This window comes from Paenibacillus sp. LX16, assembly GCF_036252815.1.
In the GTDB taxonomy this organism is placed as follows: Bacteria; Bacillota; Bacilli; order Paenibacillales; family Paenibacillaceae; genus Paenibacillus; species Paenibacillus polymyxa_B.
Window position 1 is genome coordinate 1,668,471 of the sequence record NZ_CP141152.1, and the last position, 23,976, is coordinate 1,692,446.

General features: G+C 44.9%; 23 protein-coding genes. 17 read left to right on the top strand and 6 right to left on the bottom strand.

The window, feature by feature from the left end; genetic code table 11:
• Window positions 1-90: 90 nt before the first annotated feature.
• From metA to mqnC, 4 genes are all read left to right on the top strand, one after another.
• Window positions 91-1,008 carry a homoserine O-acetyltransferase MetA gene (metA, locus tag T3H97_RS07650; RefSeq protein ID WP_274484588.1) on the top strand — a complete coding sequence of 306 codons (918 nt, stop codon included), beginning with the start codon at window positions 91-93 and terminating at the stop codon, window positions 1,006-1,008.
• Between the two features lie 124 nt (window positions 1,009-1,132).
• Window positions 1,133-2,317, top strand: a complete 1,185-nt coding sequence (locus tag T3H97_RS07655; protein ID WP_328802167.1) for a PLP-dependent transferase — start codon at window positions 1,133-1,135, stop codon at window positions 2,315-2,317.
• A complete protein-coding gene (locus T3H97_RS07660; protein ID WP_250244051.1) occupies window positions 2,314-3,492 on the top strand; it encodes an aminotransferase class I/II-fold pyridoxal phosphate-dependent enzyme in 1,179 nt (392 codons plus the stop codon). Before T3H97_RS07655 ends, T3H97_RS07660 begins: the two co-directional genes overlap by 4 nt.
• A gap of 433 nt (window positions 3,493-3,925) precedes the next feature.
• Complete coding sequence (mqnC, locus tag T3H97_RS07665; protein WP_061829148.1) at window positions 3,926-5,059, top strand: cyclic dehypoxanthinyl futalosine synthase; 1,134 nt, start codon at window positions 3,926-3,928, stop codon at window positions 5,057-5,059.
• A gap of 96 nt (window positions 5,060-5,155) precedes the next feature.
• On the opposite strand, the gene T3H97_RS07670 is transcribed toward mqnC, so the two are convergent.
• The 4 genes from T3H97_RS07670 to T3H97_RS07685 form a co-directional block, all read right to left on the bottom strand.
• Window positions 5,156-6,019 (bottom strand): YitT family protein, encoded by an 864-nt coding sequence (locus T3H97_RS07670; protein ID WP_328802169.1) that lies wholly within the window; start codon window positions 6,017-6,019, stop codon window positions 5,156-5,158.
• A gap of 84 nt (window positions 6,020-6,103) precedes the next feature.
• Window positions 6,104-7,330, bottom strand: a complete 1,227-nt coding sequence (locus T3H97_RS07675) for a cation:proton antiporter (protein ID WP_328802170.1) — start codon at window positions 7,328-7,330, stop codon at window positions 6,104-6,106.
• A 4-nt stretch (window positions 7,331-7,334) separates the two neighbouring features.
• Window positions 7,335-7,829, bottom strand: a complete 495-nt coding sequence (locus T3H97_RS07680; protein WP_328802171.1) for a cation:proton antiporter regulatory subunit — start codon at window positions 7,827-7,829, stop codon at window positions 7,335-7,337.
• A gap of 205 nt (window positions 7,830-8,034) precedes the next feature.
• On the bottom strand, window positions 8,035-8,430 hold the full coding sequence (locus T3H97_RS07685; protein WP_328802172.1) for a hypothetical protein: 396 nt from the start codon (window positions 8,428-8,430) through the stop codon (window positions 8,035-8,037).
• A gap of 240 nt (window positions 8,431-8,670) precedes the next feature.
• On the opposite strand from T3H97_RS07685, the gene T3H97_RS07690 reads away from it, so the two are divergent.
• From T3H97_RS07690 to T3H97_RS07745, 12 genes are all read left to right on the top strand, one after another.
• Window positions 8,671-9,552, top strand: a complete 882-nt coding sequence (locus T3H97_RS07690) for a putative sporulation protein YtxC (RefSeq protein ID WP_103048236.1) — start codon at window positions 8,671-8,673, stop codon at window positions 9,550-9,552.
• 61 nt (window positions 9,553-9,613) lie between these two features.
• Window positions 9,614-10,189 carry a 3D domain-containing protein gene (locus tag T3H97_RS07695; protein ID WP_013309429.1) on the top strand — a complete coding sequence of 192 codons (576 nt, stop codon included), beginning with the start codon at window positions 9,614-9,616 and terminating at the stop codon, window positions 10,187-10,189.
• Window positions 10,190-10,273: 84 nt separating this feature from the next.
• Window positions 10,274-10,582 (top strand): hypothetical protein, encoded by a 309-nt coding sequence (locus T3H97_RS07700; protein ID WP_328802174.1) that lies wholly within the window; start codon window positions 10,274-10,276, stop codon window positions 10,580-10,582.
• A gap of 195 nt (window positions 10,583-10,777) precedes the next feature.
• Entirely contained in the window at window positions 10,778-12,364 is a 1,587-nt protein-coding gene (locus T3H97_RS07705) for a S1C family serine protease (RefSeq protein ID WP_103048234.1), read from the top strand.
• Window positions 12,365-12,515: 151 nt separating this feature from the next.
• Window positions 12,516-13,205, top strand: coding sequence for a response regulator transcription factor (locus T3H97_RS07710; protein ID WP_025723298.1), 690 nt, complete (start codon window positions 12,516-12,518; stop codon window positions 13,203-13,205).
• A 1-nt stretch (window position 13,206) separates the two neighbouring features.
• Window positions 13,207-14,685: a sensor histidine kinase gene (locus T3H97_RS07715; protein WP_025723297.1), complete on the top strand. Its 1,479-nt coding sequence runs from the start codon at window positions 13,207-13,209 to the stop codon at window positions 14,683-14,685.
• Between the two features lie 111 nt (window positions 14,686-14,796).
• Window positions 14,797-15,753, top strand: a complete 957-nt coding sequence (locus tag T3H97_RS07720) for a 4-hydroxy-3-methylbut-2-enyl diphosphate reductase (protein WP_013309434.1) — start codon at window positions 14,797-14,799, stop codon at window positions 15,751-15,753.
• Between the two features lie 264 nt (window positions 15,754-16,017).
• Entirely contained in the window at window positions 16,018-17,055 is a 1,038-nt protein-coding gene (aroF, locus tag T3H97_RS07725) for a 3-deoxy-7-phosphoheptulonate synthase (protein ID WP_328802175.1), read from the top strand.
• Between the two features lie 271 nt (window positions 17,056-17,326).
• On the top strand, window positions 17,327-18,751 hold the full coding sequence (glnA, locus tag T3H97_RS07730; RefSeq protein ID WP_061829159.1) for a type I glutamate--ammonia ligase: 1,425 nt from the start codon (window positions 17,327-17,329) through the stop codon (window positions 18,749-18,751).
• 265 nt (window positions 18,752-19,016) lie between these two features.
• Window positions 19,017-20,108 (top strand): 3-phosphoserine/phosphohydroxythreonine transaminase, encoded by a 1,092-nt coding sequence (serC, locus tag T3H97_RS07735; RefSeq protein ID WP_080683023.1) that lies wholly within the window; start codon window positions 19,017-19,019, stop codon window positions 20,106-20,108.
• Window positions 20,109-20,347: 239 nt separating this feature from the next.
• Complete coding sequence (gene trmL / locus T3H97_RS07740; RefSeq protein WP_328802176.1) at window positions 20,348-20,812, top strand: tRNA (uridine(34)/cytosine(34)/5-carboxymethylaminomethyluridine(34)-2'-O)-methyltransferase TrmL; 465 nt, start codon at window positions 20,348-20,350, stop codon at window positions 20,810-20,812.
• Window positions 20,813-21,187: 375 nt separating this feature from the next.
• Window positions 21,188-21,436: an AbrB/MazE/SpoVT family DNA-binding domain-containing protein gene (locus T3H97_RS07745; protein ID WP_013309439.1), complete on the top strand. Its 249-nt coding sequence runs from the start codon at window positions 21,188-21,190 to the stop codon at window positions 21,434-21,436.
• 98 nt (window positions 21,437-21,534) lie between these two features.
• On the opposite strand, the gene T3H97_RS07750 is transcribed toward T3H97_RS07745, so the two are convergent.
• Together T3H97_RS07750 and T3H97_RS07755 are read right to left on the bottom strand one after the other, a co-directional pair.
• Window positions 21,535-22,602 (bottom strand): phosphodiester glycosidase family protein, encoded by a 1,068-nt coding sequence (locus T3H97_RS07750; RefSeq protein ID WP_209941471.1) that lies wholly within the window; start codon window positions 22,600-22,602, stop codon window positions 21,535-21,537.
• Window positions 22,599-23,006, bottom strand: coding sequence for a hypothetical protein (locus T3H97_RS07755; protein ID WP_328802177.1), 408 nt, complete (start codon window positions 23,004-23,006; stop codon window positions 22,599-22,601). The genes T3H97_RS07750 and T3H97_RS07755 overlap by 4 nt, the downstream gene beginning before the upstream one ends.
• Before the next feature lie 275 nt (window positions 23,007-23,281).
• Between T3H97_RS07755 and T3H97_RS07760 the strand changes: the two genes are divergently transcribed.
• Window positions 23,282-23,938 carry a response regulator transcription factor gene (locus T3H97_RS07760; RefSeq protein ID WP_013309442.1) on the top strand — a complete coding sequence of 219 codons (657 nt, stop codon included), beginning with the start codon at window positions 23,282-23,284 and terminating at the stop codon, window positions 23,936-23,938.
• The last annotated feature ends 38 nt before the right edge of the window (window positions 23,939-23,976 follow it).

Sequence of the window (23,976 nt, forward strand, 5' to 3'; positions counted from 1 at the left end):
TCTCTAACCAGAGAAAGGTCTTTTTATTATATGCCCGGCATCTCAACAAGACGATTTTCGCAAAACTTACCGAACAAGGAGTGAGTTTACATGCCGATTAAAATCCCAGACACGCTACCTGCCAAGGAAGTGCTGGAGGGCGAAAATATTTTCGTAATGGATGAAAGCCTGGCTTATCATCAGGACATTCGTCCATTGCGTATCGCCATTTTGAATTTAATGCCTACAAAGGAAACGACGGAAACCCAACTGTTGCGCTTGGTCGGCAATACGCCGCTGCAAGTGGACGTCACGCTGGTGCACATGAAGTCTCATATATCCAAAAATACATCGCAAGAATATTTGAACATGTTCTATAAAACGTTTGACGAGATCAAGAACAGTCGTTTTGACGGCATGGTCATTACAGGAGCCCCGGTTGAACAGCTTGAGTTTGAGGATGTGAACTACTGGGAGGAGATCCGGCAAATCTTTGAATGGACGAAAACGAATGTAACTTCGACCATGCACATTTGTTGGGCCTCACAGGCAGGTTTATACCATCATTTCAATGTCCCGAAATACGGGCTCGATTACAAATGCTTTGGCGTATTTCCACACACCGTGATTAAACCTAAAGTAAAATTGCTACGCGGCTTTGATGAACTGTTTTATGCTCCTCACTCCAGACATACGGAGGTTCGGCGAGAAGATATTGATCATATTGCCGAATTAGAAGTTTTATCCGAATCCGAGGAAGCTGGAGTGTACCTGGTAGCCACGCTTGACGGTAAACAAATTTTTGTAACTGGACATTCTGAATATGACCCGCTTTCACTGAAATGGGAATATGACCGCGATGTGGCCAAAGGAATGGATATTGAAGTTCCCAAAAATTATTTTCCTAATGATGATCCTGAGCGCACACCGCCCTCAATCTGGCGGGCACACGCCAATTTATTATTCTCGAATTGGCTGAACTATTATGTATACCAAGAAACGCCTTATGATATCGGGCCCCAGATTTAAAAAGGGGCTTGTAGTTTACCCTTGTACAGTACCACCTTGCAGTAGCGCAGCAGTATAGTCTTTGACATCCATTTTTGCAGGATATGTTATAGCACCCACTATGGAAGTTAACAGGAGGATTCATATGAGTGAGAAACAGTGGAAAATCGAAAGCAGATTGGCACAAATCGGCTCAGTAGAGGAGCCAGTAACCGGGGCTGTTAATTACCCGATTTACCAATCTACGGCGTTCCGCCATCCCCGTCTGGGTCAAAGCACAGGATTTGATTACATTCGGACGATCAATCCCACGCGAAAGGTACTGGAAGAGGCTTCTGCTGCACTTGAATCGGGTGATGCAGGCTTTGCATGCAGCTCAGGTATGGCGGCGCTGCAAACGGTATTTGCATTGTTTGGACAGGGAGATCATCTCATAGTATCGCTGGATCTGTATGGCGGGACCTATCGTTTGTTGGAGCGTATTTTATCTAAATTTGGTGTAACAGCCAGTTATGTGGATACAAACGATCTTAAAGCGCTCGAACAGTCATGTCGACCGAATACCAAAGCTGTATTCATAGAAACACCTACAAATCCGTTAATGATGATTACTGATATTCGAGCGGTGGCTGAATGGGCATCACAACATCAGTTGCTTACCATTGTAGATAATACGCTGCTAACCCCATATTTCCAGCGACCATTGGAACTGGGCGCGGATATTGTGGTACATAGCGCAACCAAATATTTGGGTGGACACAACGATGTGCTGGCAGGGTTGATCGTAACCAAAGGCAAAGAGCTATCAGCTGAAATTGCCTTTCTGCACAATTCCATAGGGGCCGTGCTTTCCCCAAGCGACTGCTACCAGTTAATGAAGGGCATGAAGACGTTAGCGCTGCGTATGGACCGACATGAGCATAATGCAACAGTGCTGTCTAACTATTTACTGACGCATCCGGCGGTGGCGGAAGTATTTTATCCAGCTCTCGAAGGCCATCCAGGTCGTGAGATTCAAAATAAACAATCCAGCGGAAATACAGGTATCTTCTCCTTTAAAGTAAAGGATGCTCGTTATGTGGAACCTTTGCTTCGTCACATTAAGCTCATTGCGTTTGCGGAAAGTCTCGGCGGTGTGGAATCGTTAATGACCTATCCCGCTGTGCAGACCCATGCGGACATACCAGCAGAAATTCGGGATGCAGTCGGGGTAGATGATAGGCTGTTGCGTTTCTCCGTAGGCATTGAGCATACAGACGACCTAATTGAAGATTTGCGTTCGGCGTTGGAAGCGGCACGTCAAGAAGTAGAAGGAGGAGAGCTGCAATGATAGAGGATGCGAGGAGGATCGGCCAGGATCTGAACAAAGAGCGGAAGTTCGCTACCAAGCTGCTACATTTTGGTTCTGAAATTGACAGCGTTACGGGTGCCTCGAGCGTCCCGATCTATCAAGCTTCTACCTTTCACCATCATGATATTTTTAATCCTCCACAGCATGACTATAGCCGTTCAGGTAATCCGACACGACAAGCTTTGGAGGATTATATCGCTTTATTAGAAGGCGGGGCGTGCGGCTTTGCCTTTGCGTCAGGTATGGCTGCCATTTCCACTACATTTATGCTCTTGTCTGCTGGAGATCATGTCATTGTTTCCGAGGACGTATATGGAGGAACATATCGACTGCTGACCTCCATTTTGAAACGGATGAATATCGAAACGACCTTCGTAGACATGACGGACCTCAACCTTGTGAAAGAGGCGTTGCAGGAGAACACAAGGGCTGTATATATGGAAACCCCGTCCAATCCGACACTCAAAATTACCGATGTAGCAGGAATAACCTCTTGGGCACAAGACAACGGACTTTTAACTTTATTGGATAATACTTTTATGACACCTTATTATCAACGTCCGATTGAGCAGGGAGTCGATATTGTATTGCACAGTGCGACCAAGTTTCTGGGCGGACACAGCGATGTGCTGGCAGGACTTGCGGTAGCGCGTACCGAATGGTTGGGGAGACAAATCAAGCAGCTCCAAAATGGACTGGGTACCGTGCTGGCTCCGCAGGAGTCATGGTTGCTCATGCGTGGTATGAAGACACTGGAGGCTCGTATGGCTCACAGCGAAAAGAGTGCAGCCAAGCTCGCTAACTGGCTGAACGAGCGCAACGACATTGAGGCAGTATACTACCCGGGTCTGGAAAATCATCCAGGGCGTGAAGTTCATGAGCGTCAATCCAGCGGTTATGGTGCAGTGATATCGTTTGATGTGGGTTCTGGTGAGCGTGCAAAAGAAGTCCTCAGCCGCGTACGTATTCCAATTGTAGCCGTGAGTTTAGGAGCTGTGGAAAGCATCTTGTCGTATCCGGCGATGATGTCACATGCGGCTATGCCCCATAGTGTACGATTGGAGCGCGGGATTACAGACGGACTACTTCGTTTCTCCGTAGGTCTGGAGGATATTGACGACCTGATCAATGATCTGGATGAGGCGCTGCGCTAGAGCGTTAGCACATCCGCAGCATCTTTGTCGTTTTCACGCCGGGAGCAAATATGTACAGTACTAAACAGCAAGTTTCCAGTATTTCAGGAGGCTTGCTGTTTTCTATAAGAATGACATAAAGGACAGTGTGAAAAAAGGCACTTTTCAGTCCTGTTTTGTTATTACTTGGCTATATGCAATGTTGAGATAAGCTTGGCAGTTGCCTGTTTTCCTAGGTGAAAAGCAGAAAGAAGCGGGAATAAGTATGGTTCCTTACCTAAAGATATGTTAGTATTATCATTAGGTTTTACAATGCTAAATAGCACAGACAACATACAAGGCCAGTCATGAACATACATTACGGCAGGGTTCGAACGCAGGTTTGTGAAAGCATTCTCGTTCATAAGTCCTGTCGTTCATTTCGTCGCCCTGTGACAGCGAAGGAGGATACACCATGAGTGTAATCGACCATATTTTAGATAAAGCCCTACGCGGCGAACGCCTGAATTTAGAGGATACCGTTGCTTTGTTCGAATCAGACGAGGTAGAAAAAATAGGTCACGCGGCGAATAAAGTCATGAATCGCATGCACCCCGATCCCATTAAAACCTTCGTCATCGGACGAAATATTAACTATACGAACGTATGTGACGTATACTGTCGCTTCTGCGCTTTTTACCGTAGACCGGGTTCCGATGAAGGTTATGTTTTGCCGGATGAGGTGATCTTTCAGAAGATCAAGGAAACGCAGGAGGTAGGTGGCACCGAAATTCTAATGCAAGGCGGTGTGAATCCAAATCTGCCATTCAGTTATTATACTGATTTGCTGAAAGCTATCAAGGAGCGTTTTCCCGATATTACGATGCACTCCTTCTCGCCAGCTGAAATTCACAAAATGAAGGAAAAATCCGGTCTATCCATGGAAGACACGATTCGAGCCATTCATGAAGCTGGATTGGATTCGCTGCCAGGTGGAGGCGGAGAAATATTGGATGATCGCACACGCCGCAAAATTAGCCGTCTTAAAGGCTCTTGGCGTGATTGGATGGATGTCATGCAAACGGCTCACAAGGTTGGGATGAACACAACTGCTACGATGGTTATCGGCTTTGGCGAGTTAATGGAGGAGCGTGCGCTGCATTTGTTGCGTGTTCGTGATGCTCAGGACGAATGCATTGAAAACAAATATAATTCTGAAGGATTTTTGGCCTTTATTCCTTGGACCTTCCAGCCAGACAACACCAATCTGAAGAAGGAACGCCAGACGCCAGAGGAATATCTGAAGACCGTTGCGATCAGTCGTCTTGTATTGGATAACATCAAGCATATTCAATCCTCATGGGTAACTATGGGACCGGAAATCGGTAAAAAATCGTTATACTACGGTTGCGATGATTTTGGTAGCACCATGATTGAGGAAAACGTAGTTTCCGCTGCGGGCGCAACGTATAAGGTTAACATTGAATCCATTTTACAGTTGATCCGCGAAACGGGTCACATTCCGGCACAGCGCAATACCCGTTATGATATTATTCGTACTTTTGACAGTGCCAGCAGTATTGAACATGATTTTATCATGCAAAATTAATATCCGTTAATATATTGTTAATTACAAAACGCTTATCCATCACTAATCTATGTACAAGGATTAGTGTAGATAAGCGTTTTTTGATGTGTTACTTTGCTAAGCTTTCCATCGTTTCATATACATGATCTCAGCCTGCGGGTCAGCCATTTGGATGACTGCCTTAAAGCGCTGCAAATCCAATAGATGAACGCTGTAAACGATGACCATTTGTTCTTTTTTATCCTCAGATTCGCTTTTAATCTTGCCCTCTATCTGGGCAGCGCCTACAACAGGCGTGCTGTGTATACGCAGCCTGCGATATATGGCATCCTCGACGGTTGGCTGCTTCTTGCTGACAACACAAACCATACGCGTCAGACCGGTAAACATCAGCCGGGTCGTTTCATAGGCGGCGAGGCAGGATAAGGCTGAATAGAGAGCTGGCTCCCAGCCTAGCACAAAGCCAGCTGTAATGAGCAGCAGACCATTACACAGCATAACAATCTGTATTAATGGAATCTTGCGGTGTGTTAGCAACAATGTGGATGGACGGCCATCGTCAGATTCGTTAAGTCCTAGTGAATCGAGCAGACCACCATGACGAGCTGCCAGCCCTGCGCCAAGACCGATACAGATTCCGCCGCCCAAAGCGCATACGACCGGATGGCCACTCACTGCCGGAAAAGGTGAAAGAATGATGGCTGAGCCTGAAAAGGCGAACAAGCCGGGTAGTGCACGAAGCAGCATGGGTTTGTGAGTAGACAGAGAATACAGCAACATGAGTGGCAAGTTCAAAACAAATAGCAGTAACCCAAAATGCTCCTGTGTATAAAGCGACATGAGTCTGGAGATCCCCGTGACGCCTCCAGCGATCATATCATGCGGATGTAAAAACAATTCCAGACCGACGGATGCCGTAATTCCACCAATCACCGTATAAAAGACAGGGAACCTGCTCGCATCTCCTGAAGCGGGCTTCACAAGCCGTCTCATAGAGTTTCGGCATGTTTTACAGCGTGCGGCATAGCCTTCCCTCCTATGGATTGTCGTATCCAGCTTTTGCAGTTATGCTGAGTTACTTTCTTCCTTTCGTAGGCGGGGGTCCTTGAACTTAAATATTTTGTTTAACATATTAAAAATAGGTTTTGACTGCTTTGTCAGAAGTGGTCCAAGAATCGCCAGTATGAGTACATAGATGGCTGCAAAGGGTTGAACAATATCAAGCAAACCGCCTTCTTTACCCAAGTTGGCCATGATGATCGAAAATTCACCCCGTGCCACAATGGTCAGGCCGATATTTGCTGACGCTTTGGGAGATAAGGAGGCCGTACGCCCAGCCAGCATTCCTGCCCAAATGTTACCAAACAACGTGAGGACAACTGCTGCAAGCGCAAGCCATATCGCGTTTCCTCCTAGGGACAGTGGATCAATGGATAGTCCAAAGCTGAAGAAGAACAGGGCGCCAAAGAAATCGCGGAAAGGAACAATTAAATGCTCGATTCGTTTGTTATGTTCCGTTTCGGCTAGTACCAGACCGACCAACAGGGCGCCGATAGCTTCCGCCACATGAATCGTTTCCGAAAAACCTGCCACCAGAAACAGAGAACCAAAAACAAAAAGTCCGAATACCTCATTGGAGCGAATACGAAGAATCCGATTTAACAGAGGGACGGCCTTACGGCCGATAATAATGACTGCAAGCATAAAGCCAAGCGCGATTAGCGCTGATAGCAGCACACCCCCGAGCGAGGATGAATCGCTAAGAACCAATCCGGAGAGGATGGAGATGTATACGGCGAGGAAAACATCCTCGAACATAATAATGCCCAAAATCATTTCTGTTTCAGCATTGGCAGTCCGCTTGAGATCTACCAGCACCTTCGCAGCAATAGCACTGGATGATATGGTTGTAATTCCGGCGATAACCAGTGTCTCTGCTACAGGAAAGCCGCTCAGGAAGCCAAGAGCCAGCCCCAGTGTAAAATTGATGCCAATATAAATGGTGCCGCCCACGGCAATGGAACGGCCTGATTTAATTAACCGACCTACTGAGAACTCCAGACCCAAGTAGAAGAGAAGAAACAGCACTCCGATTCTTCCCATAAAATCAATAAAAGGGGCGCTTTCGATAAAGCGAAAATCAAAATGCCATAGCTCCATCGCATGCGGGCCAACTGCCATTCCGATCAGGATATAAAAAGGGATGACCGAGAAGCGCAGTTTGGAGGAGATAAGTCCGGCTGCAGCGATGAGAGCAATTGCCAATCCAACCTCAAATACCAGATGATCCATCCAATCACCCGCTTCCGTTCATAAGGATTTGTTTAAAGCGTTTTTGCTGATCGCGTTCCCCAACAACGACTACAGTGGCATCATCGTTAATAATCACTTCAGGACCAGGATTTACATATTTCTTTCCTTTTTTCTCCACAATGGCAATAACAGTGGCTCCCGAATTTTGCCTTACATCCAGCTCACCGATGGATTTGCCGATACTTGCATAGTGGGATTCGACTCTATACCATTCGATAATAAAATCGTCAAACGTCATTTCTACACTTTCAAGCTGTTTGGGCTTATATGTCATACCACCGATGATGGAGGCTACCAATCGCGCTTCCTGATCATTCAGGGTTGTCATAGAAATACTTTGTTCCAGATCCTCGTAATCAAAGTGATACAACTCGCGCCTGCCATCATCATGAATAATAATGACAATTCGGTCGCCACTCTCTGCATCTATTCGATACTTAATCCCGATTCCTGGCAAAATAGACTCTCGAATATCCATTTGTAAAGCCTCCTGTACAATACGTTATTTAAATGAATGGTATGGGAAATAAATCACATACTTTGGGAGTGACATGGAAACTTTCTTTTTGTATTAAATTTTATAAATTAACATAAAAAAATTGGTAAATATGCTTTAGGTAGTACACTTATTGGGAAGGTTAACAAATAGACATGCAAATGTGGAGATCTGCATGCAAGGGAGGTTAAGCCACATAACTAGAGGTGAATTTGATGGGGAACAAGTACAATTGCTTCTTTAGTTTGCAAATGACAGGAATAAAAGGCAGACGTAGTTTAGGGATGCTCAATAGCAGCACAAGCGCTATCAAAATGACAAAGGGAAGTGATTTGGCCGCAGCGATCACCAGATGAAGTAAAGGAGAGGATTTGCGTAAAGCTGGTTTGGAATGGTGCTCCAGACCGTGAGAATCTGTTTCTAACAAGGAAGCATCAGCATGAGGCACAACAGAAGATCCCGCAGTAAACTGAAGAGATTGAGTGGTGTCTTCCGCATGAAACGTCACAGGAAGGGACAAAATCTGAACGAGGCTCAATATGACGATCATGAATGTACGCAGCATGTTCAGCATCGTTAACATCTTATCTCCTCCCTCTTGTGAAAAATTCATATTACTATAACCTTAACATACCCCACCCTAAATATTCAAACGTCTTTCGTTATTTTCCTATATCACAGTCATTGTTTATAACACGCCAACCGGCTTTTTGAAACTTGATCATCCTCTTTTGGATATGTCTTTCTGTTTCCAGTCGTTCACTTCGTATAACCCTTCAGAGGCCGCCATATACTGAAAGCAGTGATCGAAAGGAGTGAGCCAATGGAACTGTTTACAGTGTGGACCAATACAGACGGAGATCAGGAAACCGACCGGTTTTACGAAGTGGTCAAAAGTAGAACAAAGGGACTACATATGTCACGGCGCGGATTTCGATTCACTTTCAGACAGTTGGACAACAAAGTGGCATGGACCTGCAAGGGCACAGAAAGCAATTCGGCGTTTGAAAGCTTTCTCCCCTGTGTATACAGCATCATGTCTTCGGCAATAGCGGATTATATTATCGAAGTCAAGGAGTGGGGGATGCTCAATCTCATTCTCACCAAAGCCTGTTCGCTGCTGGAGAAAGAGGATACAGAGCAAATTCGTAGTATGATTCGTTCGCTGTTAAATGATGATGGCCCGAGAGGTCGTTTAAAGCGTCATGGTAAGCTGACCACTCTCCTGGAGAAGGATTTCAAGGAGCTTCGTGTGATTAATTTGGAAGGTCTGATTCAATTTAGGCTCCATGCGTATAAAAAAGAGCTTGAAGAAATCGTCGACTATGCCATGGAAGAATTCTGGGCAGATCGGCAATACGAAGAATTTATGGGGCTGCTTAAATATTTTGTTTTTTTTCAGGAAAGCAAAGTTCCGCTCGTACACGTACTTCACCAAGGCGGACATAATTTTACGATTCTGGATAGTGCCATGGTACCCATACCGACTCCTGATGCAGATGACATCATTGTCGAGATGCCAGGCATTGAACTAGAAATGGAGGTCGAAGATCGAATCGTAAGCACCCTTATTTCGATTTCTCCTGCTTCCATTATATTGCACACAGACGATGAGCACACCCCCATAGTGCGGACACTCCTGCATATTTTTGAAGATAAAGTGAAGCTGAGCAGACTTTATCCAGGTCAGGATGTTCAAAAATAATAATCTTTTCGTATAAACCAATGGATTTCTGGAAAGCCTTTGCCTCAAGGGGAGGTTTTTTATGAGATCCATGTTGGTATGGAAACGGATTTTGGGAACCGTGTTAATTGCAACCTGTCTGGTATTGCCCGGCAATGAAGTTTACGGTCACAAAGAACCGGTCCAGCATAAAAAATGGCAGTCCACACCTGTTTTGGCTCCACGCGAAGAGCAGGTGATTACGACCATGACGGTCACGGCAACAGGATATACAGCAGGCTATGAATCGACTGGCAAACGGCCAAGTCATCCCGGCTACGGTATTACGTATTCCGGTGTAAAAGTGCGTCGTGACAAGAATACACTGTCTACGATTGCGGCTGATCCCAAAACGTTTCCTTTGGGAAGCATATTGTACATTCCAGGTTATGGATACGGGATTGTAGCGGATACAGGTTCTGCGATTAAGGGCAATAAAATTGACTTGTATTTTAAAACAACCCGGCAGGTGTATTCTGAATGGGGCAAGAAAGATGTGGATGTTCAAATTATTAAAAAAGGGAACGGAAAATGTACGGAAAAGATGGTGAAATCGCTCCAAAAGGCGATAGAAACGCATAAAACTATTCCGACTGCGACGCTGGATGCTTCCATATAATCCTTGAATATTGTTTTTTCCAACATCACATACTATGTTGCGGGATGAGCTTATCCCGCAAAACATACTGGGAGGTTGAGAATTATGCCAAATCAAGGCGGAAGTTCTTTCACGAACAAAGGCTTCAAGGCAAGCACAGGAAATCAGTTCAAAGCGGAATTTGCACAAGACAATACGGTAGGTGTCGTTTCACAAAAGGTAAAGCAGTCTGAACAAAATAAAATTCAAGACAACTTCCAGACACCAAATGAGAAGTATGATGAAGAATTTGCAACAGATCAAGGCGGTATAGGTGCAGTAGCGCAAAAAGTTCAAAACTCCAGTCGCAACAAAATTCAAAACAATGCTCAAACACCGAACGAAAAGTTCGACGAAAACTTTAACACGAAATAAAAAAGCATATACAATCGATAATGCTCCGGATTATATCCGGGGCATTTCGTTTTAAATGAAAGTGATTAGGTACAATAGGTCTAAGGTTTTATCTCCTTTTTAATTGTTTTTAAGGTGGAATTAAGGTTTAAAGTGCAAAATAAAGTCAGTTAAACAACACCACCTTGAAGCATAGGGTTTGGGAGGAGATATACAATGGACGAATTTAAAAATAATAACTCCGGACGCCGGAACGACAACGATCAGGTTGATACCGATAACGCAACTCGGCAAAACGATTCGAACGGTTCCTCATATTATTATTCTTACGGTCCTTTTTCTTCAGTTCAATCGGACGGACAACGTAAGGAAGGGCAGTCGGTGGAAAAGGATGTTGAGATTACGCCACCGCAGGCCGTGAGACCTCTTCCTCCCTCTTACCATCGGGCTATGCCTGAGCAACAGGATGGTTCGGGTCGGAATGGCGGTAACTGGCAATTCAAACCGAATAAGCCCAAGTCGCAAGTGAAAACAATTTTCTTATCTTTTTTGGCCGGGATGCTGGTCATTACGGTATTGATGTATACAGCTGACCGAACAAATATGTTCACACCCGAGACGGCATTGACTTCGGCGGCAGCTGAAAGCGGAGAAACGACTAATTCAGGAACAACCAGCTCGACTCCAAGCGCAGTTCCGGCTGTGATGCCTTCAGGTACCGCTGATGTTCAATCTGTTGTGGCCAAGGCTGGACCGGCAGTCGTCAAAATCGAAACGCTTGCCAAACAAACCAGTGGCAGTAGTGGCAGACAAAGCAGCCCTTATTATAATGACCCGCTGTATCAATACTTTTTCGGTAATCAGTATGGTGACAGTGGCAGCAGCGGTAACAGTAATGAAAATGAAGGTAGCAACAGCGGGCAGCTGACTCCGCTTGGTATTGGTTCCGGTTTTATTTTTGATAAATCGGGTTACGTCCTAACCAACAACCATGTTGTTGAAGGCGCGAGTGTGGTTCAGGTTACAGTAGAGGGAACTAATAAGCCTTACGAAGCCAAAGTCTTGGGCAAAAATGCTGATCTTGATTTGGCGGTACTTAAAATTGAAGGCAAAAATAACTTTCCGACAGTAACTTTGGGCGACTCCGATAACGCTAAAGTCGGCGAATGGATGGTCGCAATCGGCAACCCTGAAGGCTTTGAACATTCGGTAACAGCCGGGGTGCTAAGTGCGAAAGAACGTACGATCACCATTAATAGTGAATCGACTGGAAAACCGACGCAATACAAGCATCTCATTCAGACGGATGCGTCCATTAACCCTGGTAACTCTGGCGGACCGCTGTTAAATCTGCAAGGGCAGGTTATCGGTATGAACGTAGCTGTTAGTGCAGACGCACAGGGAATCGGATTCGCGATTCCGTCCAATACGATTTTGGAAGTCGTCGATAAGCTGAAAAATAACCAGCCTATCCCGAAAGAACCTGTACCTTTCATTGGTGCAAGTCTGTTAAATTTGAGTCCTGAAGTAGCCAAAGAACTGGGTACATCCCTGACCGAAGGCTCGGTTGTACGGGATATTATATACAAATCACCAGCTTATCAGGCCGATCTGCGTCCTTACGATGTGATTATCGGAGCGAATGGCACGCCTTATAGCACATCACAAGAGCTGATCCAGTTCATTCAAAAACAAAAGGTGGGTACAGCACTGACACTTAACATCGAACGAGCCGGGCAGAAAAAAGATGTTCAGCTGAAAATTGGCAACAAAAATGACTTTAGCTCGACGCTTCAGCAATAAGATGATAACTCTACAAAAATGAACAAGTGCACGTAAGAAACGGAAGGAGGATCCCTTCCGTTTTTGCTGTATGAAGAAGCAGCCAGATGCTACACGCGTCTACTCCTGCTACAATAGAAGGAAAAGAAGAGATAAAGGAGTTCGATCGTGTATGCGTTCTACTATTCTAATCATTGATGACGATGAAAAAATTGTTTCCATGCTCCGCAGAGGGCTGGCATTTGAAGGCTATGAAGTGCTGACAGCCGCCAATGGAGCAGAGGGATTAAATAAAATGCTAACAGCTGAGCCTGATGTGGTCGTGCTGGACGTAATGATGCCGCAGGTCGATGGTTTTGAGGTATGCCGTCGTATGCGGGAGGGTGGAAGCACGGTACCTGTCCTGATGCTTACAGCCAAGGATGAGGTGGAGAACCGGGTCAAAGGACTTGATCTGGGAGCCGATGATTATCTCGTCAAGCCGTTCGCTTTGGAGGAGCTGCTGGCACGAGTACGAGCGCTTTTGCGGCGTAAAACCGAACAACAGGACAATAACGGAAGTCGACTTACCTTCGAGGATTTACAACTGGATAACGAATCTCGTGAAGTGGTTCGTGGCGGTAAACGCTTGGAACTGACGGCCAAAGAATTTGAACTGCTCCATTTGTTCATGCAAAACCCGAAGCGTGTTCTCTCGCGTGATCTGATTATGGACAAAATTTGGGGCTATGACTATAGCGGAGAATCGAATGTGCTGGAAGTATATATTGCCATGCTGCGACAAAAAACGGAGCAGGATGGCGGTAAACGACTCATTCGTACAATTCGGGGAGCTGGCTATATTTTAAGAGGTGATGTGTAATATGTCTATTCGGTGGCGGCTGACAGCTTGGTATTCAAGCATCTTGGCTATAGTACTTGTCATTTTTGGTCTGGCTATTTACGGACTGGTATATTACTACACATATAATGAAGTGAAAAGTCAGCTTATGACTCAGGCGCCACAGATTAACAAGCAATTACGCCTTATTATTAAAGGGGGATTGTTTGAAGTCCCTAACCTTGATTTGGGATTGGAGCAGGGGCGTGGAATTGATGACTCTCAGCTATATGTACAAATTTACAATTATACATCAGGTGTTACCAAAACGACTCAAAATATGAAAGACCTTAATATCACTTTTCCTGTTCCATCTACAGCGGCAGGAGCAGTTCAAAATGAGGGGATTCGGCGTGTGAACGTAAATGGGGATTCCTTTATGATTAATCAACAGCCGATCAAATCCGAGGAGTTGGGCTTGGTGGTCGGGTTGCTACAGGTAGGACAATTCACGGGCTCTCAGGACCGACTTATGAACAGGTTACAAAATGTGCTTGTATATGGTTCGTTGTTTGCATTACTTGCTGCTGCGACTTCAGGTCTCTTTCTGGCTCGCAAGTCTATGAAGCCGCTGGTCAAGGTCATTGAGGGGGCAAATCAGATTCAATCCAGTAATGATTTGAGTGTTCGGATTGAATATGACGGACCACCAGATGAAATTGGTCAATTAATCGGGACGGTTAACAACATGCTGGGGCGCACAGAGGTGTTTTACAAGGAGCTGGAAGATGCGTACGGCGCACAGCGCCGTTTTGTGGCTGATGCTTCCCATGAGCTTCGTACGCCGCTAACGACGATCCGTGGCAACGTTGATTTTTTGCTCAAAATGTGGACTACCGAACCAGGAGAGCGACCGAATATGGATGAAGAGATGATTCGCGAGCTTTCTATGGAGGCATTAAATGACATGGCGGATGAAGGCAAACGGATGAGCCGTTTGGTGAGTGATATGTTGTCACTCGCGAGAGCGGACACAGGGAAAACGTTCGATAAGACTCCCGTTGCGCTGGAACCGCTTGTAAGTGAGGTTGCCCGTCGTGCTCAGTTTTTAGAGCGAACGGCCGAATGGAATGTGGGAGATTTTTCGTTGCTGAATGGTATTTATATGGATGGCAGCAAGGATTATTTGCAGCAAATGCTATTCATTTTTATTGATAATGCATTCAAATATACACCTGAAGGCACAGTCCGATTTGATGCCATTGTTTATCAAGGACAGGTGGGGCTACGGATCAGTGATACGGGCATTGGAATGGACAAGAGTGAGGTTCCCTTTATTTTTGACCGCTTTTACCGGGCAGATGAGTCACGCGGGGTGACAGAGGGAATTGGGTTGGGGCTATCTATTGCCAAGTGGATTATTGATGAACATCACGGGTCTGTGGAAGTGGTTACGCGACAAGGAGAAGGAACGACATTTGTCATCTGGCTTCCGGTCAGCTTTTCCGCGCCTTTGGAATAGGCTATAATAGGAAGGCAACTACATCATAGAATTGGCCGGTAAAGGCTAGGATGCCCACAGCTACCGAGTTATCGGAGCTGTATACTGTGTCGAAGAAAGCGGGGGCTCATTTTGGAAGTACTCAGAATTTCGCCCCGGGGTTACTGCTACGGCGTAGTCGATGCCATGGTATTGGCTCGTCAGGCAGCCAGAAATCTGGACTTACCCCGGCCTATTTATATATTGGGCATGATTGTGCATAACAGTCATGTCACCAATTCCTTTGAAGACGAAGGGATTATTACACTGGACGGCCCGAACCGTATGGAGATTTTAAGCCAGGTAGAGAGCGGTACTGTTATCTTCACTGCTCATGGCGTATCACCAGAGGTTCGCAAGCTGGCACGAGACAAGGGGCTGACTACGGTAGACGCGACTTGCCCTGACGTCACAAAGACGCATGATCTGATTCGGGAGAAGTCTGCTGAAGGCTATCAGATTGTTTATATTGGCAAAAAGAATCATCCAGAGCCAGAGGGAGCTATCGGTATTGCTCCTGATCATGTTCATCTGATTGAAAAGGAAGAAGAGATCGACAGTCTTACGTTGCCAGCTGGCAAAATTCTTATCACGAATCAGACGACCATGAGCCAATGGGACATCAAGCACATTATGAAGAAGCTGCTGGAGAAGTTCCCGGGTGCTGAGATACACAATGAAATCTGTTTGGCGACACAGGTACGTCAGGAAGCGGTAGCTGAGCAGGCTGGACAGGCGGATCTGGTGATCGTTGTCGGTGATCCGCGCAGTAACAATTCAAACCGATTAGCTCAGGTTTCGGAGGAAATTGCTGGTACAACAGCTTATCGTATTTCAGATGTAACTGAGCTGAAGAGGGAGTGGCTTGAAGGCGTAGCCAAAGTGGCTGTGACTTCTGGGGCTTCAACGCCGACACTGATTACCAAAGAGGTTATTACGTATTTGGAGCAGTATGATGCGGCTAACCCGGATACGTGGGAGATTCAGCGAACCATAGATATGAAAAAACTGCTGCCTCCTGTACGAGAGAAGTCAAAAACAACGAAATAGTATGTGATTGATTACAGCCGTTATTCGGATACAACCATCCGGATAGCGGCTTTTTAAATTGTTTTAAATTGTAGATATTATCCGATTAGCTTCACTAAGTTAGAATATTGAATAATTCGGGATAATTAAGCCTTGACGAGTATAGCTAAAACAGGTATAGTTGCTTTAACGAATAAAAGCTTAAAAGCGAACAAGCGTCTAAGTGTCATAATATTAACCTATATGTTGGTTTATAAAATATGTTTCATAGAGAGGAAGAAAAAAATGATCGTTATCGCTGGTGTTCAAACACCTGAAGAGCATATTCAAGCTATTGTTGAAGTTATTGAGAAAGAAGGACTGCAGGCTCATGTATCAAGGGGATCGGATCGCACGATCATCGGACTGATCGGTAGCGTAGAGCCCAAGCTGGCTGAACATCTGCGTCAAATGAAAGGCGTAGAAAATGTGGTTAAAATATCGAAGTCCTATAAACTGGCCAGCCGTGATTTTCATCCGGAAAATACGGTTATCTCTATTAAAGGTGTAAATATCGGCGGGGGCGAGCTTGTCATTATGGGTGGACCATGTGCTGTTGAGTCTGCTGCACAGATAGATGAAATTGCGGGATTGGTCAAAACTGCAGGCGCGCAAGTTCTCCGTGGGGGTGCTTTTAAGCCGCGTACAGGGCCATACAGCTTCCAAGGAACGGGTGTAGAAGGTTTAATCATGATGGCTGAGGCGGGGCAAAAGCACGATCTCTTGACCATCACAGAGGTCATGACACCTGAATACGTAGACATTTGTGCGGAATATGCCGATATCCTGCAAGTAGGTACACGTAATATGCAAAACTTCGATCTGCTGCGCAAGTTGGGTACTTGCGGCAAGCCAGTGTTGCTCAAACGCGGTTTTAGCTCGACTTATGACGAGTTCTTGAATGCTGCCGAGTACATCCTGGCAGGTGGCAATCCGAATGTTATGCTGTGTGAGCGCGGTATCCGCACATTTGAAACCTACACCAGAAATACACTCGACTTGTCCGCGATCCCTGTTTTGCAACAGTTGAGCCATTTGCCGGTCATTTCCGATCCTAGCCATGGCACAGGTAGACGTGAACTGGTTGTTCCTATGACGAAGGCTTCGGTAGCTGCCGGAGCGGATGGTTTAATTATTGAGATGCATACAGACCCTGACAACTCGATGACGGGTGACGGCGTACAATCCCTGTTCCCAGATCAATTTTCAGATTTGCTAAAAGATTTGGAAATATTGGCTCCTGCTGTGGGGAAAACATTTCACACGCCTACTACCATTGCTTAAAACCAATGTTTAACATTAATGCATAAAAGTTTTGCTGCAACGCAGTAATGAGATTTAAATTGCCTAAAAGCCCGATGTTTCGGGCTTTTTGTGCTATTCAAATGTTATCAAGGGCGTAAGAATATCTAACATTAGTTTAAAAAATACCTTACATAGCTATTGACCCGTGTCATGTTTGAGATTTATAATGACGACAGAAAAAAACATTCGATCATGAACATTTCAGGGTTGTATAAGACTTAATGTTCGGAAAAATTGGGAGGAAGAAGACATGTCCGTTGAAAACGTATTGAAAACAATTCAGGAAAATAATATTGAGTGGGTAGATTTTCGTTTTGTAGATTTGTCTGGTCGTGCTCACCATATTTCATTGCCAGCTTCCGAAGTAGATGAAGAGACATTTGTTAACGGTGTTGCTTTCGACGGTTCTTCCATTCCCGGCTATCGTGGCATTGAGGAATCCGACATGGTTATGCTGCCCGATCCAGAAGCGGTTTTTATCGACCCTTTCACTCAGCATCCTACACTGAATATCCTGTGTGACATTGCTACGCCAGACGGCGAAAAATACGACCGCGATCCTCGCGGCATCGCAAAAAAAGCTGAGGCATTTCTGCAATCGGCAGGAGTGGGCACAGCAGCATTTTTTGCACCAGAGTCCGAGTTTTTCATCTTTGATGATGTACGCTACGAAAGCGGCATGAACAGCTCCTCCTTCTTCGTAGATTCCGAGGAAGCAGCTTGGAACACGAACCGTAAGGAAGAAGGCGGCAACCTGGGCTTTAAAGTGGGAGTGAAGGGCGGATATGTACCTGTAGCGCCAGTAGACACCCAACAAGATATCCGTAGTGAAATGTGCCGTTTGCTTGAAGAAGCAGGTCTGAGAATTGAGCGCCATCACCATGAGGTAGCTACGGCAGGCCAAGCGGAAATCAACTTCCGTTTTGATACACTCAAGAAAACAGCAGACAACCTGCTCGTTTATAAATACATTGTACACAACACAGCTCGTCAATATGGTAAAGTGGCAACATTCATGCCGAAACCGATTTTTGGGGATAACGGAAGCGGTATGCACGTTCACCAATCTATTTTCGATGGGGACACTCCTTTGTTCTACGAAAAAGGTGGATATGCTAATCTGAGCGAAATGGCTCTTCATTACATTGGCGGTATTCTGTACCACGCACCTGCGTTGATCGCTTTGACCAACCCAAGCACCAACTCGTTCAAACGTCTCGTTCCTGGCTACGAAGCACCAGTTAATCTGGTATTCTCCAAAGGTAACCGTTCTGCGGCTGTACGTATTCCAGTAGCAGCTGTTACTCCTAAAGGCTGTCGGATCGAGTTCCGTACACCGGACTCCACAGCTAACCCTTACCTTGCCTTCTCAGCAATGCTGATGGCGGGTCTGGATGGCATCAAGCGCAAACTGAACCCAATCGAATTGGGATATGGTCCACTTGACAGCAACATCTACGAGCTGTCTGACGCTGAAAAAGGTAAAATCCGTAGCGTACCTGGTTCATTGGATGAGGCTCTGGACGCTCTGGAAGCTGACTACGAATTCTTGACTGAAGGCGGCGTATTTACGAAGGACTTTATTGATAACTATGTAGAGCTCAAACGTTCTGAAGCTAAATCGGTGAACATCCGTGTTCATCCACACGAATACAGCCTGTATTTTGACTGCTAATAAGTCGATAGCATAGCTGCTTTGAATAACAAGCATTAGCTTACGAGTAACAGTTGTTATTCAAAATAGGTCTCCGGTCTTATGCCGGGGACCTTTTGATATTAAAGTGAAAATCACAGAATAAAGATGTTAAATATGTTAACATTCACAACTCTGTCACATCATAAATGAAATTAAAAACATTTTTATACAAGTCTTGAACGCATTTACGAATACTGCTATCATAGCGATAATATCCACACCAGAGTAGAGAAGGGATGGGAATTTGTTGAGTAAGAGAGCCTACAATTTTAATGCAGGACCAGCGGCATTGCCGCTCAAAGTACTGGAACGTGTACAAGCTGAATTCGTAGATTTCCAGGGAACAGGGATGTCGATCATGGAAATGTCACACCGTGGAGCTGTGTATGAATCTGTTCATAATGAGGCGCAGGAACGTCTGTTATCTCTGCTGGGCAATCCACAAGGCTACAAGGTGTTATTCCTACAAGGGGGCGCAAGTACGCAGTTTGCAATGCTGCCTTTAAATTTCTTGCGCGAAGGACAGACTGGGAGCTATGTAATGACAGGTAGCTGGTCGGACAAGGCATATAAAGAAGCCAAGCTACTGGGCAAGGCTCATATTGCTGCATCCTCCGCTGATGAGAAGTACATGCGTCTTCCGAATGTGGATTCCTTGGACTTGCCTGAGAATACTGCTTATGTGCATATGACGTCCAACGAAACGATTGAAGGTACACAATTTAAGCAATTCCCGGATACGGGTTCCGTACCATTGATTGTGGACATGTCCAGTGATATTTTTTGCAAGCCTTTTGATGTTACTCAATTTGGATTGATTTATGCTGGCGCACAAAAAAATCTGGGACCTTCTGGTGTGACGGTCGTGATTGCCCGTGAAGAGTTGCTGACTTCCTCACCGGACAATATTCCTACGATGTTGCGTTATAGCACATATGAAAAAAATAACTCTCTCTACAATACTCCCCCATCCTTTGCCATATACATGGTGAATGAAGTGCTGAAATGGATTCAGGAAGAAGGCGGTTTGGAAGGCATTGAGCGTGTGAACCAGCAGAAAGCTGCTTTGCTATACGACCGCATTGACAGTAGCGAAGGTTTCTATCGTGGTTGTGTGGACAGTGCTGATCGCTCTATCATGAATGTAACCTTCCGCCTCGCGAACGAGGATCTGGAAAAACAATTTATTAAGGAATCCGAACAGGCCGGGTTTATCGGACTGAAGGGGCATCGCAGTGTAGGAGGACTTCGCGCCTCAATCTACAATGCTGTTCCGCTGGAGAACTGTCAAGCATTAGCCGAGTTTATGGACGGATTCAAGCAACGTAATAGTTGATTACATGGACATATATTTCGATACACGATATTAGAAATCGAAAAAGTAAATGTAGAGCCTTCCCTGAATGTGTATAGGGGAAGGCTTTTAGTGGTGTGGGTTGAAATTTTTGTCGTTTGATGTTCAAATCTGTCTGATTTTGTTAAAATAAAAGAATGTGTATGTTTTCAATGTATACACTTTGGTTAAACTGTAGGTTATTTGTCTGATGAATTTAAAGATGAAGGGAACGAAACGTGATGCCATTACATATTGTGCTTGTCGAGCCGGAAATCCCGGCTAACACAGGGAATATTGCCAGAACGTGTGCTGCAACCGGAACTCATCTGCATCTGGTGAAGCCACTGGGCTTCCGTACCGACGATGCCACATTAAAACGGGCCGGACTTGATTATTGGTATGCTGTCCACATTGAATATCATGAGTCTTTTGCTGAAGTGCAGGAAAAATATCAGGAAGGTCGCTTTTTTTATGCGACGACCAAAGCGAATCAGCAATATAGTGATATTGCATTTCAAGATGGAGACTTCTTGGTATTTGGTAAAGAAACGAAAGGTTTGCCGCCAGAGCTGCTAGCTGCTAATCCAGATACATGTATCAAGATGCCTATGTCTGATAAAGTAAGATCTCTAAACTTGTCGAATTCCGCTGCGATTATCGTATATGAAGCGTTGAGACAAATGGATTTTCCAGGTTTATCGTAAAGAACATCGAGTGAACAAGTATAAATGCGAATAAAGAACCAGGACCTTAGTTGGTAATAAAAGTTTCACCTATATTGCTAAATCTACATGATAGTGGAACTTAAATAAAGGTTGTATGGTCAAAAATTTGCGAAATTTCTCAGCGAGGGCTAATGATAATTGGCTTTCCGGTCGATAAAAATATTATAGACATTCTGTACCATACTTTGATATGGTTCATGATTTTATGAAAAAATGTAATAAAATTTCCTGTGATCAGCAGGATTCGACAAAAAGACAGCGAATACTACATAAAGAATAGTGTCTTTGTACCTAGTTTTTCGCATGCTAAGAAATTTGTAAGTTATTACTCAATAGGAGAGGTGTACGATCACGATGAAACCTGCCGGTGTGGTACGTAAAGTTGATCAGCTGGGAAGAATAGTTTTGCCTAAGTCACTGCGTAAAAGATATCAAATGAATGAGGGAGATCCTGTCGAAATTTTGGTTCAGGGTGACCATATTATTTTGGAGCGTTACCGTCCAAAATGTGTATTCTGCGGGTCAGTAGAACAAGTGAACGATTTCAAAGACCGTTATATTTGTGCTCAATGCCTGACAGAAATGACACAGTATTCCTCCTAAATGAGGCAAAAGCATCACGACATTCGTTCGTGATGCTTTTTTTCGGATAGAGCCGTACGTCGGCAAGCATATTTAATTTGTTAGCAGACTACACATAGCTATTTATAGAACAAAAAATGAGTAGGGACTGGACGCAAATTACCATCTGACGGTTTGTTTACGACTCGACCGTTAAGTATAAGCGACGAGGAACCGCCTCCGTCCAAGTTATAGGCATCTTGAACACCTAGATTGTACATTTTTCCTTGCAGTTCTTCGAGCGTCGCGCCCGAACCCCCGCTTTCATTGTAGCCGTCTACGACAATGATGAGCAACTGATCATCTTTATAGTTGCCAATGACCGTACGTGGGGCCCGCTTGGGGGAGACTTTCCATTTGTCAGGAATAGGCATTTTTTGTCCCCTTTGCAGCAGAACGGGAACGAAGGTAGCTCCAAAGGCAGGCTTTAAGCTGTCAAGAGCACCTTGACTGTAAAATTTGCCACCGATAAGCTTGCCATCGTTACTCAGTCCGACGAAGGACAAATCCTTAAAACTGGACTGAAAGCCAGTAAGGTAGTGGCCGTTCAAGACAGTAGTGCTTAATGGATAGCGTTTGCCGTCTCCATCCGCAAAGCCGCCTGCATTGATGCCTGCAATAGCTCCGTGTCTCAAGACTGCACGCATGGTGGTTTCGGAGCCACCCAATTTGTCACTTCCCAAAGACATTTTCATAGCAGTAGGATCTTTAAGTTTGACCTTCATAGCGTAGCCATGATAAATTCCCGGGTTTACCTTAAACAATTCAATAGTAATCCGGTTGCTATCTACCCGCTCATAGGGAACTCCCAGTTTGGCGGTGATGCGTCGATCATAGATGACCGCGGGCCGCTTGGACTGCGTAGAGGCAGTCACGACAAGCTGATTCATCGTTTGCGTCGTTTGCTTGTATAGCTCAGAAGTCCGGCGAATTGTAGACAAGGTGTATGTTGCCGTTTGTTTGGCTTCATCAAGCTGCTTCCCTACTGATTGCGTTTGTAGAGTGACTTCAGCTTTTTGCAGACTCGAAGAAGTAGACCCAGGAAAGCTCAATGAGGGATGAACTAACAAAATACACCCCAACAAACCGATAAAAGGAGCAAGGGCCAACATAAAGAACCGGTTCACTTGTTTTGCGTCTACATTCATTTTAGCAAGTCCATTTTTTTCTGAAGTGTATTGAGTTGCTGCTTGACTTCGTTTAATTGGGTATACAGTTTATTGCTGTTATCGGTCTTATTGTTTGCATTATCCTTCGTAAAGGTCAGTAGTTCATTGAAGGACTGGACTTTGCCCTGCAATCCGCTAACTTCCTTGGAAAGAGCAGTCAGTTGCTTTTCATAGTCAGATTTGAGTGCTTGAATCTGTTGGTCTGTATGGATTTGCATCTCGTTTAGCATTTGCTGCTTCAAGTGATTGCTATACAGATAGGTTGCGAGAGCACCTAATATAATAAGAATGAACCAAAATAGCAGAAAAGCCTTTACGGGTAACCCCTTTCTTGAATTGCTCCGCCGAGCTTCGGCAGGAGGGCGTTCAGGTGAAGCTTGCATACGATTTTCAACTCCCGTGTAAAGTCAAATTTCCAGTCTTTATTTGCAGTTCCAATTCTATCATGGGCCTATTTATTTCGCAAAAGCGAAATAGTTGTATAAAAATATTGGAAAAAGAGATTGCATCGGAAGGAAGTCCTAGGATACAATTTCCTTAAACGTTTTTCGCTTCCTATACGTTCACATTCGCGCAATTTCTACATATGCAATCACCAATTTTAGAATTATTTTCGCTACTAACTATGTATTTTTTTGTGAAATCAGGAGGTTTAGATATGAGAAAAGTATGGCAGGTGGTTATCATAGATATCCATCCTACAAGTATGCTGGGAACAAAGCTTATTTTGGAAGACCAGCAGGATTTGCTTGTCAGAGGGATGTCTTCCTCCGGAACGGAAGGCTTGGAGCTGGCTTGCTCCATTCGACCGGAAATCATTTTAATGGACTACAGGTTGCCTGAGGGAACGGCGGAACCATTTTTAACACAAATGCGGGCCTTGTCTCCGGACAGCCATATTGTTATTATGACGGATGAGGATAATATTACGTTATTTCAGCAGCTAATTTCGCTTGGAGCAAATGGAATGTTATCCAAACAGGCATCACCGAGCCAGTTAATCCATCTGATCAACGGTTTACGTGAAGGATTTGCTTCTTTACCGATGGATTGGATTCGGTATGGAAACTGGCCCTTTATGCCGTTAATGGCATCCGAGCCTTTTGACGAATTGACACAAACCGAAGTGTTTATTATGGAACGTATTGTACAAGGAATTACATATGACAAAATTGCTATCGAGATCGAAGTTAGCCGGCGCTCCATTGATAATTATCTACGTAAAATTTATGCAAAATTAGGCGTGTCTAGCCGGGCGCAGGCGATTGAACGTTATGCCTTATATGCGCGTCAGAGGAAGCAGCTATATGCCTGATGCGTCAGCCCGGAGATCATGACCTATTTTTAAGGAGA

Coding starts and splice junctions, on each gene's coding strand:
- metA (WP_274484588.1), top strand. CDS start 91: ATGCCGATTAAAATCCCAGACACGCTACCTGCCAAGGAAGTGCTGGAG.
- T3H97_RS07655 (WP_328802167.1), top strand. CDS start 1,133: ATGAGTGAGAAACAGTGGAAAATCGAAAGCAGATTGGCACAAATCGGC.
- T3H97_RS07660 (WP_250244051.1), top strand. CDS start 2,314: ATGATAGAGGATGCGAGGAGGATCGGCCAGGATCTGAACAAAGAGCGG.
- mqnC (WP_061829148.1), top strand. CDS start 3,926: ATGAGTGTAATCGACCATATTTTAGATAAAGCCCTACGCGGCGAACGC.
- T3H97_RS07675 (WP_328802170.1), bottom strand. CDS start 7,330: ATGGATCATCTGGTATTTGAGGTTGGATTGGCAATTGCTCTCATCGCT.
- T3H97_RS07680 (WP_328802171.1), bottom strand. CDS start 7,829: ATGGATATTCGAGAGTCTATTTTGCCAGGAATCGGGATTAAGTATCGA.
- T3H97_RS07685 (WP_328802172.1), bottom strand. CDS start 8,430: ATGTTAACGATGCTGAACATGCTGCGTACATTCATGATCGTCATATTG.
- T3H97_RS07690 (WP_103048236.1), top strand. CDS start 8,671: ATGGAACTGTTTACAGTGTGGACCAATACAGACGGAGATCAGGAAACC.
- T3H97_RS07695 (WP_013309429.1), top strand. CDS start 9,614: ATGAGATCCATGTTGGTATGGAAACGGATTTTGGGAACCGTGTTAATT.
- T3H97_RS07700 (WP_328802174.1), top strand. CDS start 10,274: ATGCCAAATCAAGGCGGAAGTTCTTTCACGAACAAAGGCTTCAAGGCA.
- T3H97_RS07705 (WP_103048234.1), top strand. CDS start 10,778: ATGGACGAATTTAAAAATAATAACTCCGGACGCCGGAACGACAACGAT.
- T3H97_RS07710 (WP_025723298.1), top strand. CDS start 12,516: ATGCGTTCTACTATTCTAATCATTGATGACGATGAAAAAATTGTTTCC.
- T3H97_RS07715 (WP_025723297.1), top strand. CDS start 13,207: ATGTCTATTCGGTGGCGGCTGACAGCTTGGTATTCAAGCATCTTGGCT.
- aroF (WP_328802175.1), top strand. CDS start 16,018: ATGATCGTTATCGCTGGTGTTCAAACACCTGAAGAGCATATTCAAGCT.
- glnA (WP_061829159.1), top strand. CDS start 17,327: ATGTCCGTTGAAAACGTATTGAAAACAATTCAGGAAAATAATATTGAG.
- trmL (WP_328802176.1), top strand. CDS start 20,348: ATGCCATTACATATTGTGCTTGTCGAGCCGGAAATCCCGGCTAACACA.
- T3H97_RS07745 (WP_013309439.1), top strand. CDS start 21,188: ATGAAACCTGCCGGTGTGGTACGTAAAGTTGATCAGCTGGGAAGAATA.
- T3H97_RS07750 (WP_209941471.1), bottom strand. CDS start 22,602: ATGAATGTAGACGCAAAACAAGTGAACCGGTTCTTTATGTTGGCCCTT.
- T3H97_RS07755 (WP_328802177.1), bottom strand. CDS start 23,006: ATGCAAGCTTCACCTGAACGCCCTCCTGCCGAAGCTCGGCGGAGCAAT.
- T3H97_RS07760 (WP_013309442.1), top strand. CDS start 23,282: ATGAGAAAAGTATGGCAGGTGGTTATCATAGATATCCATCCTACAAGT.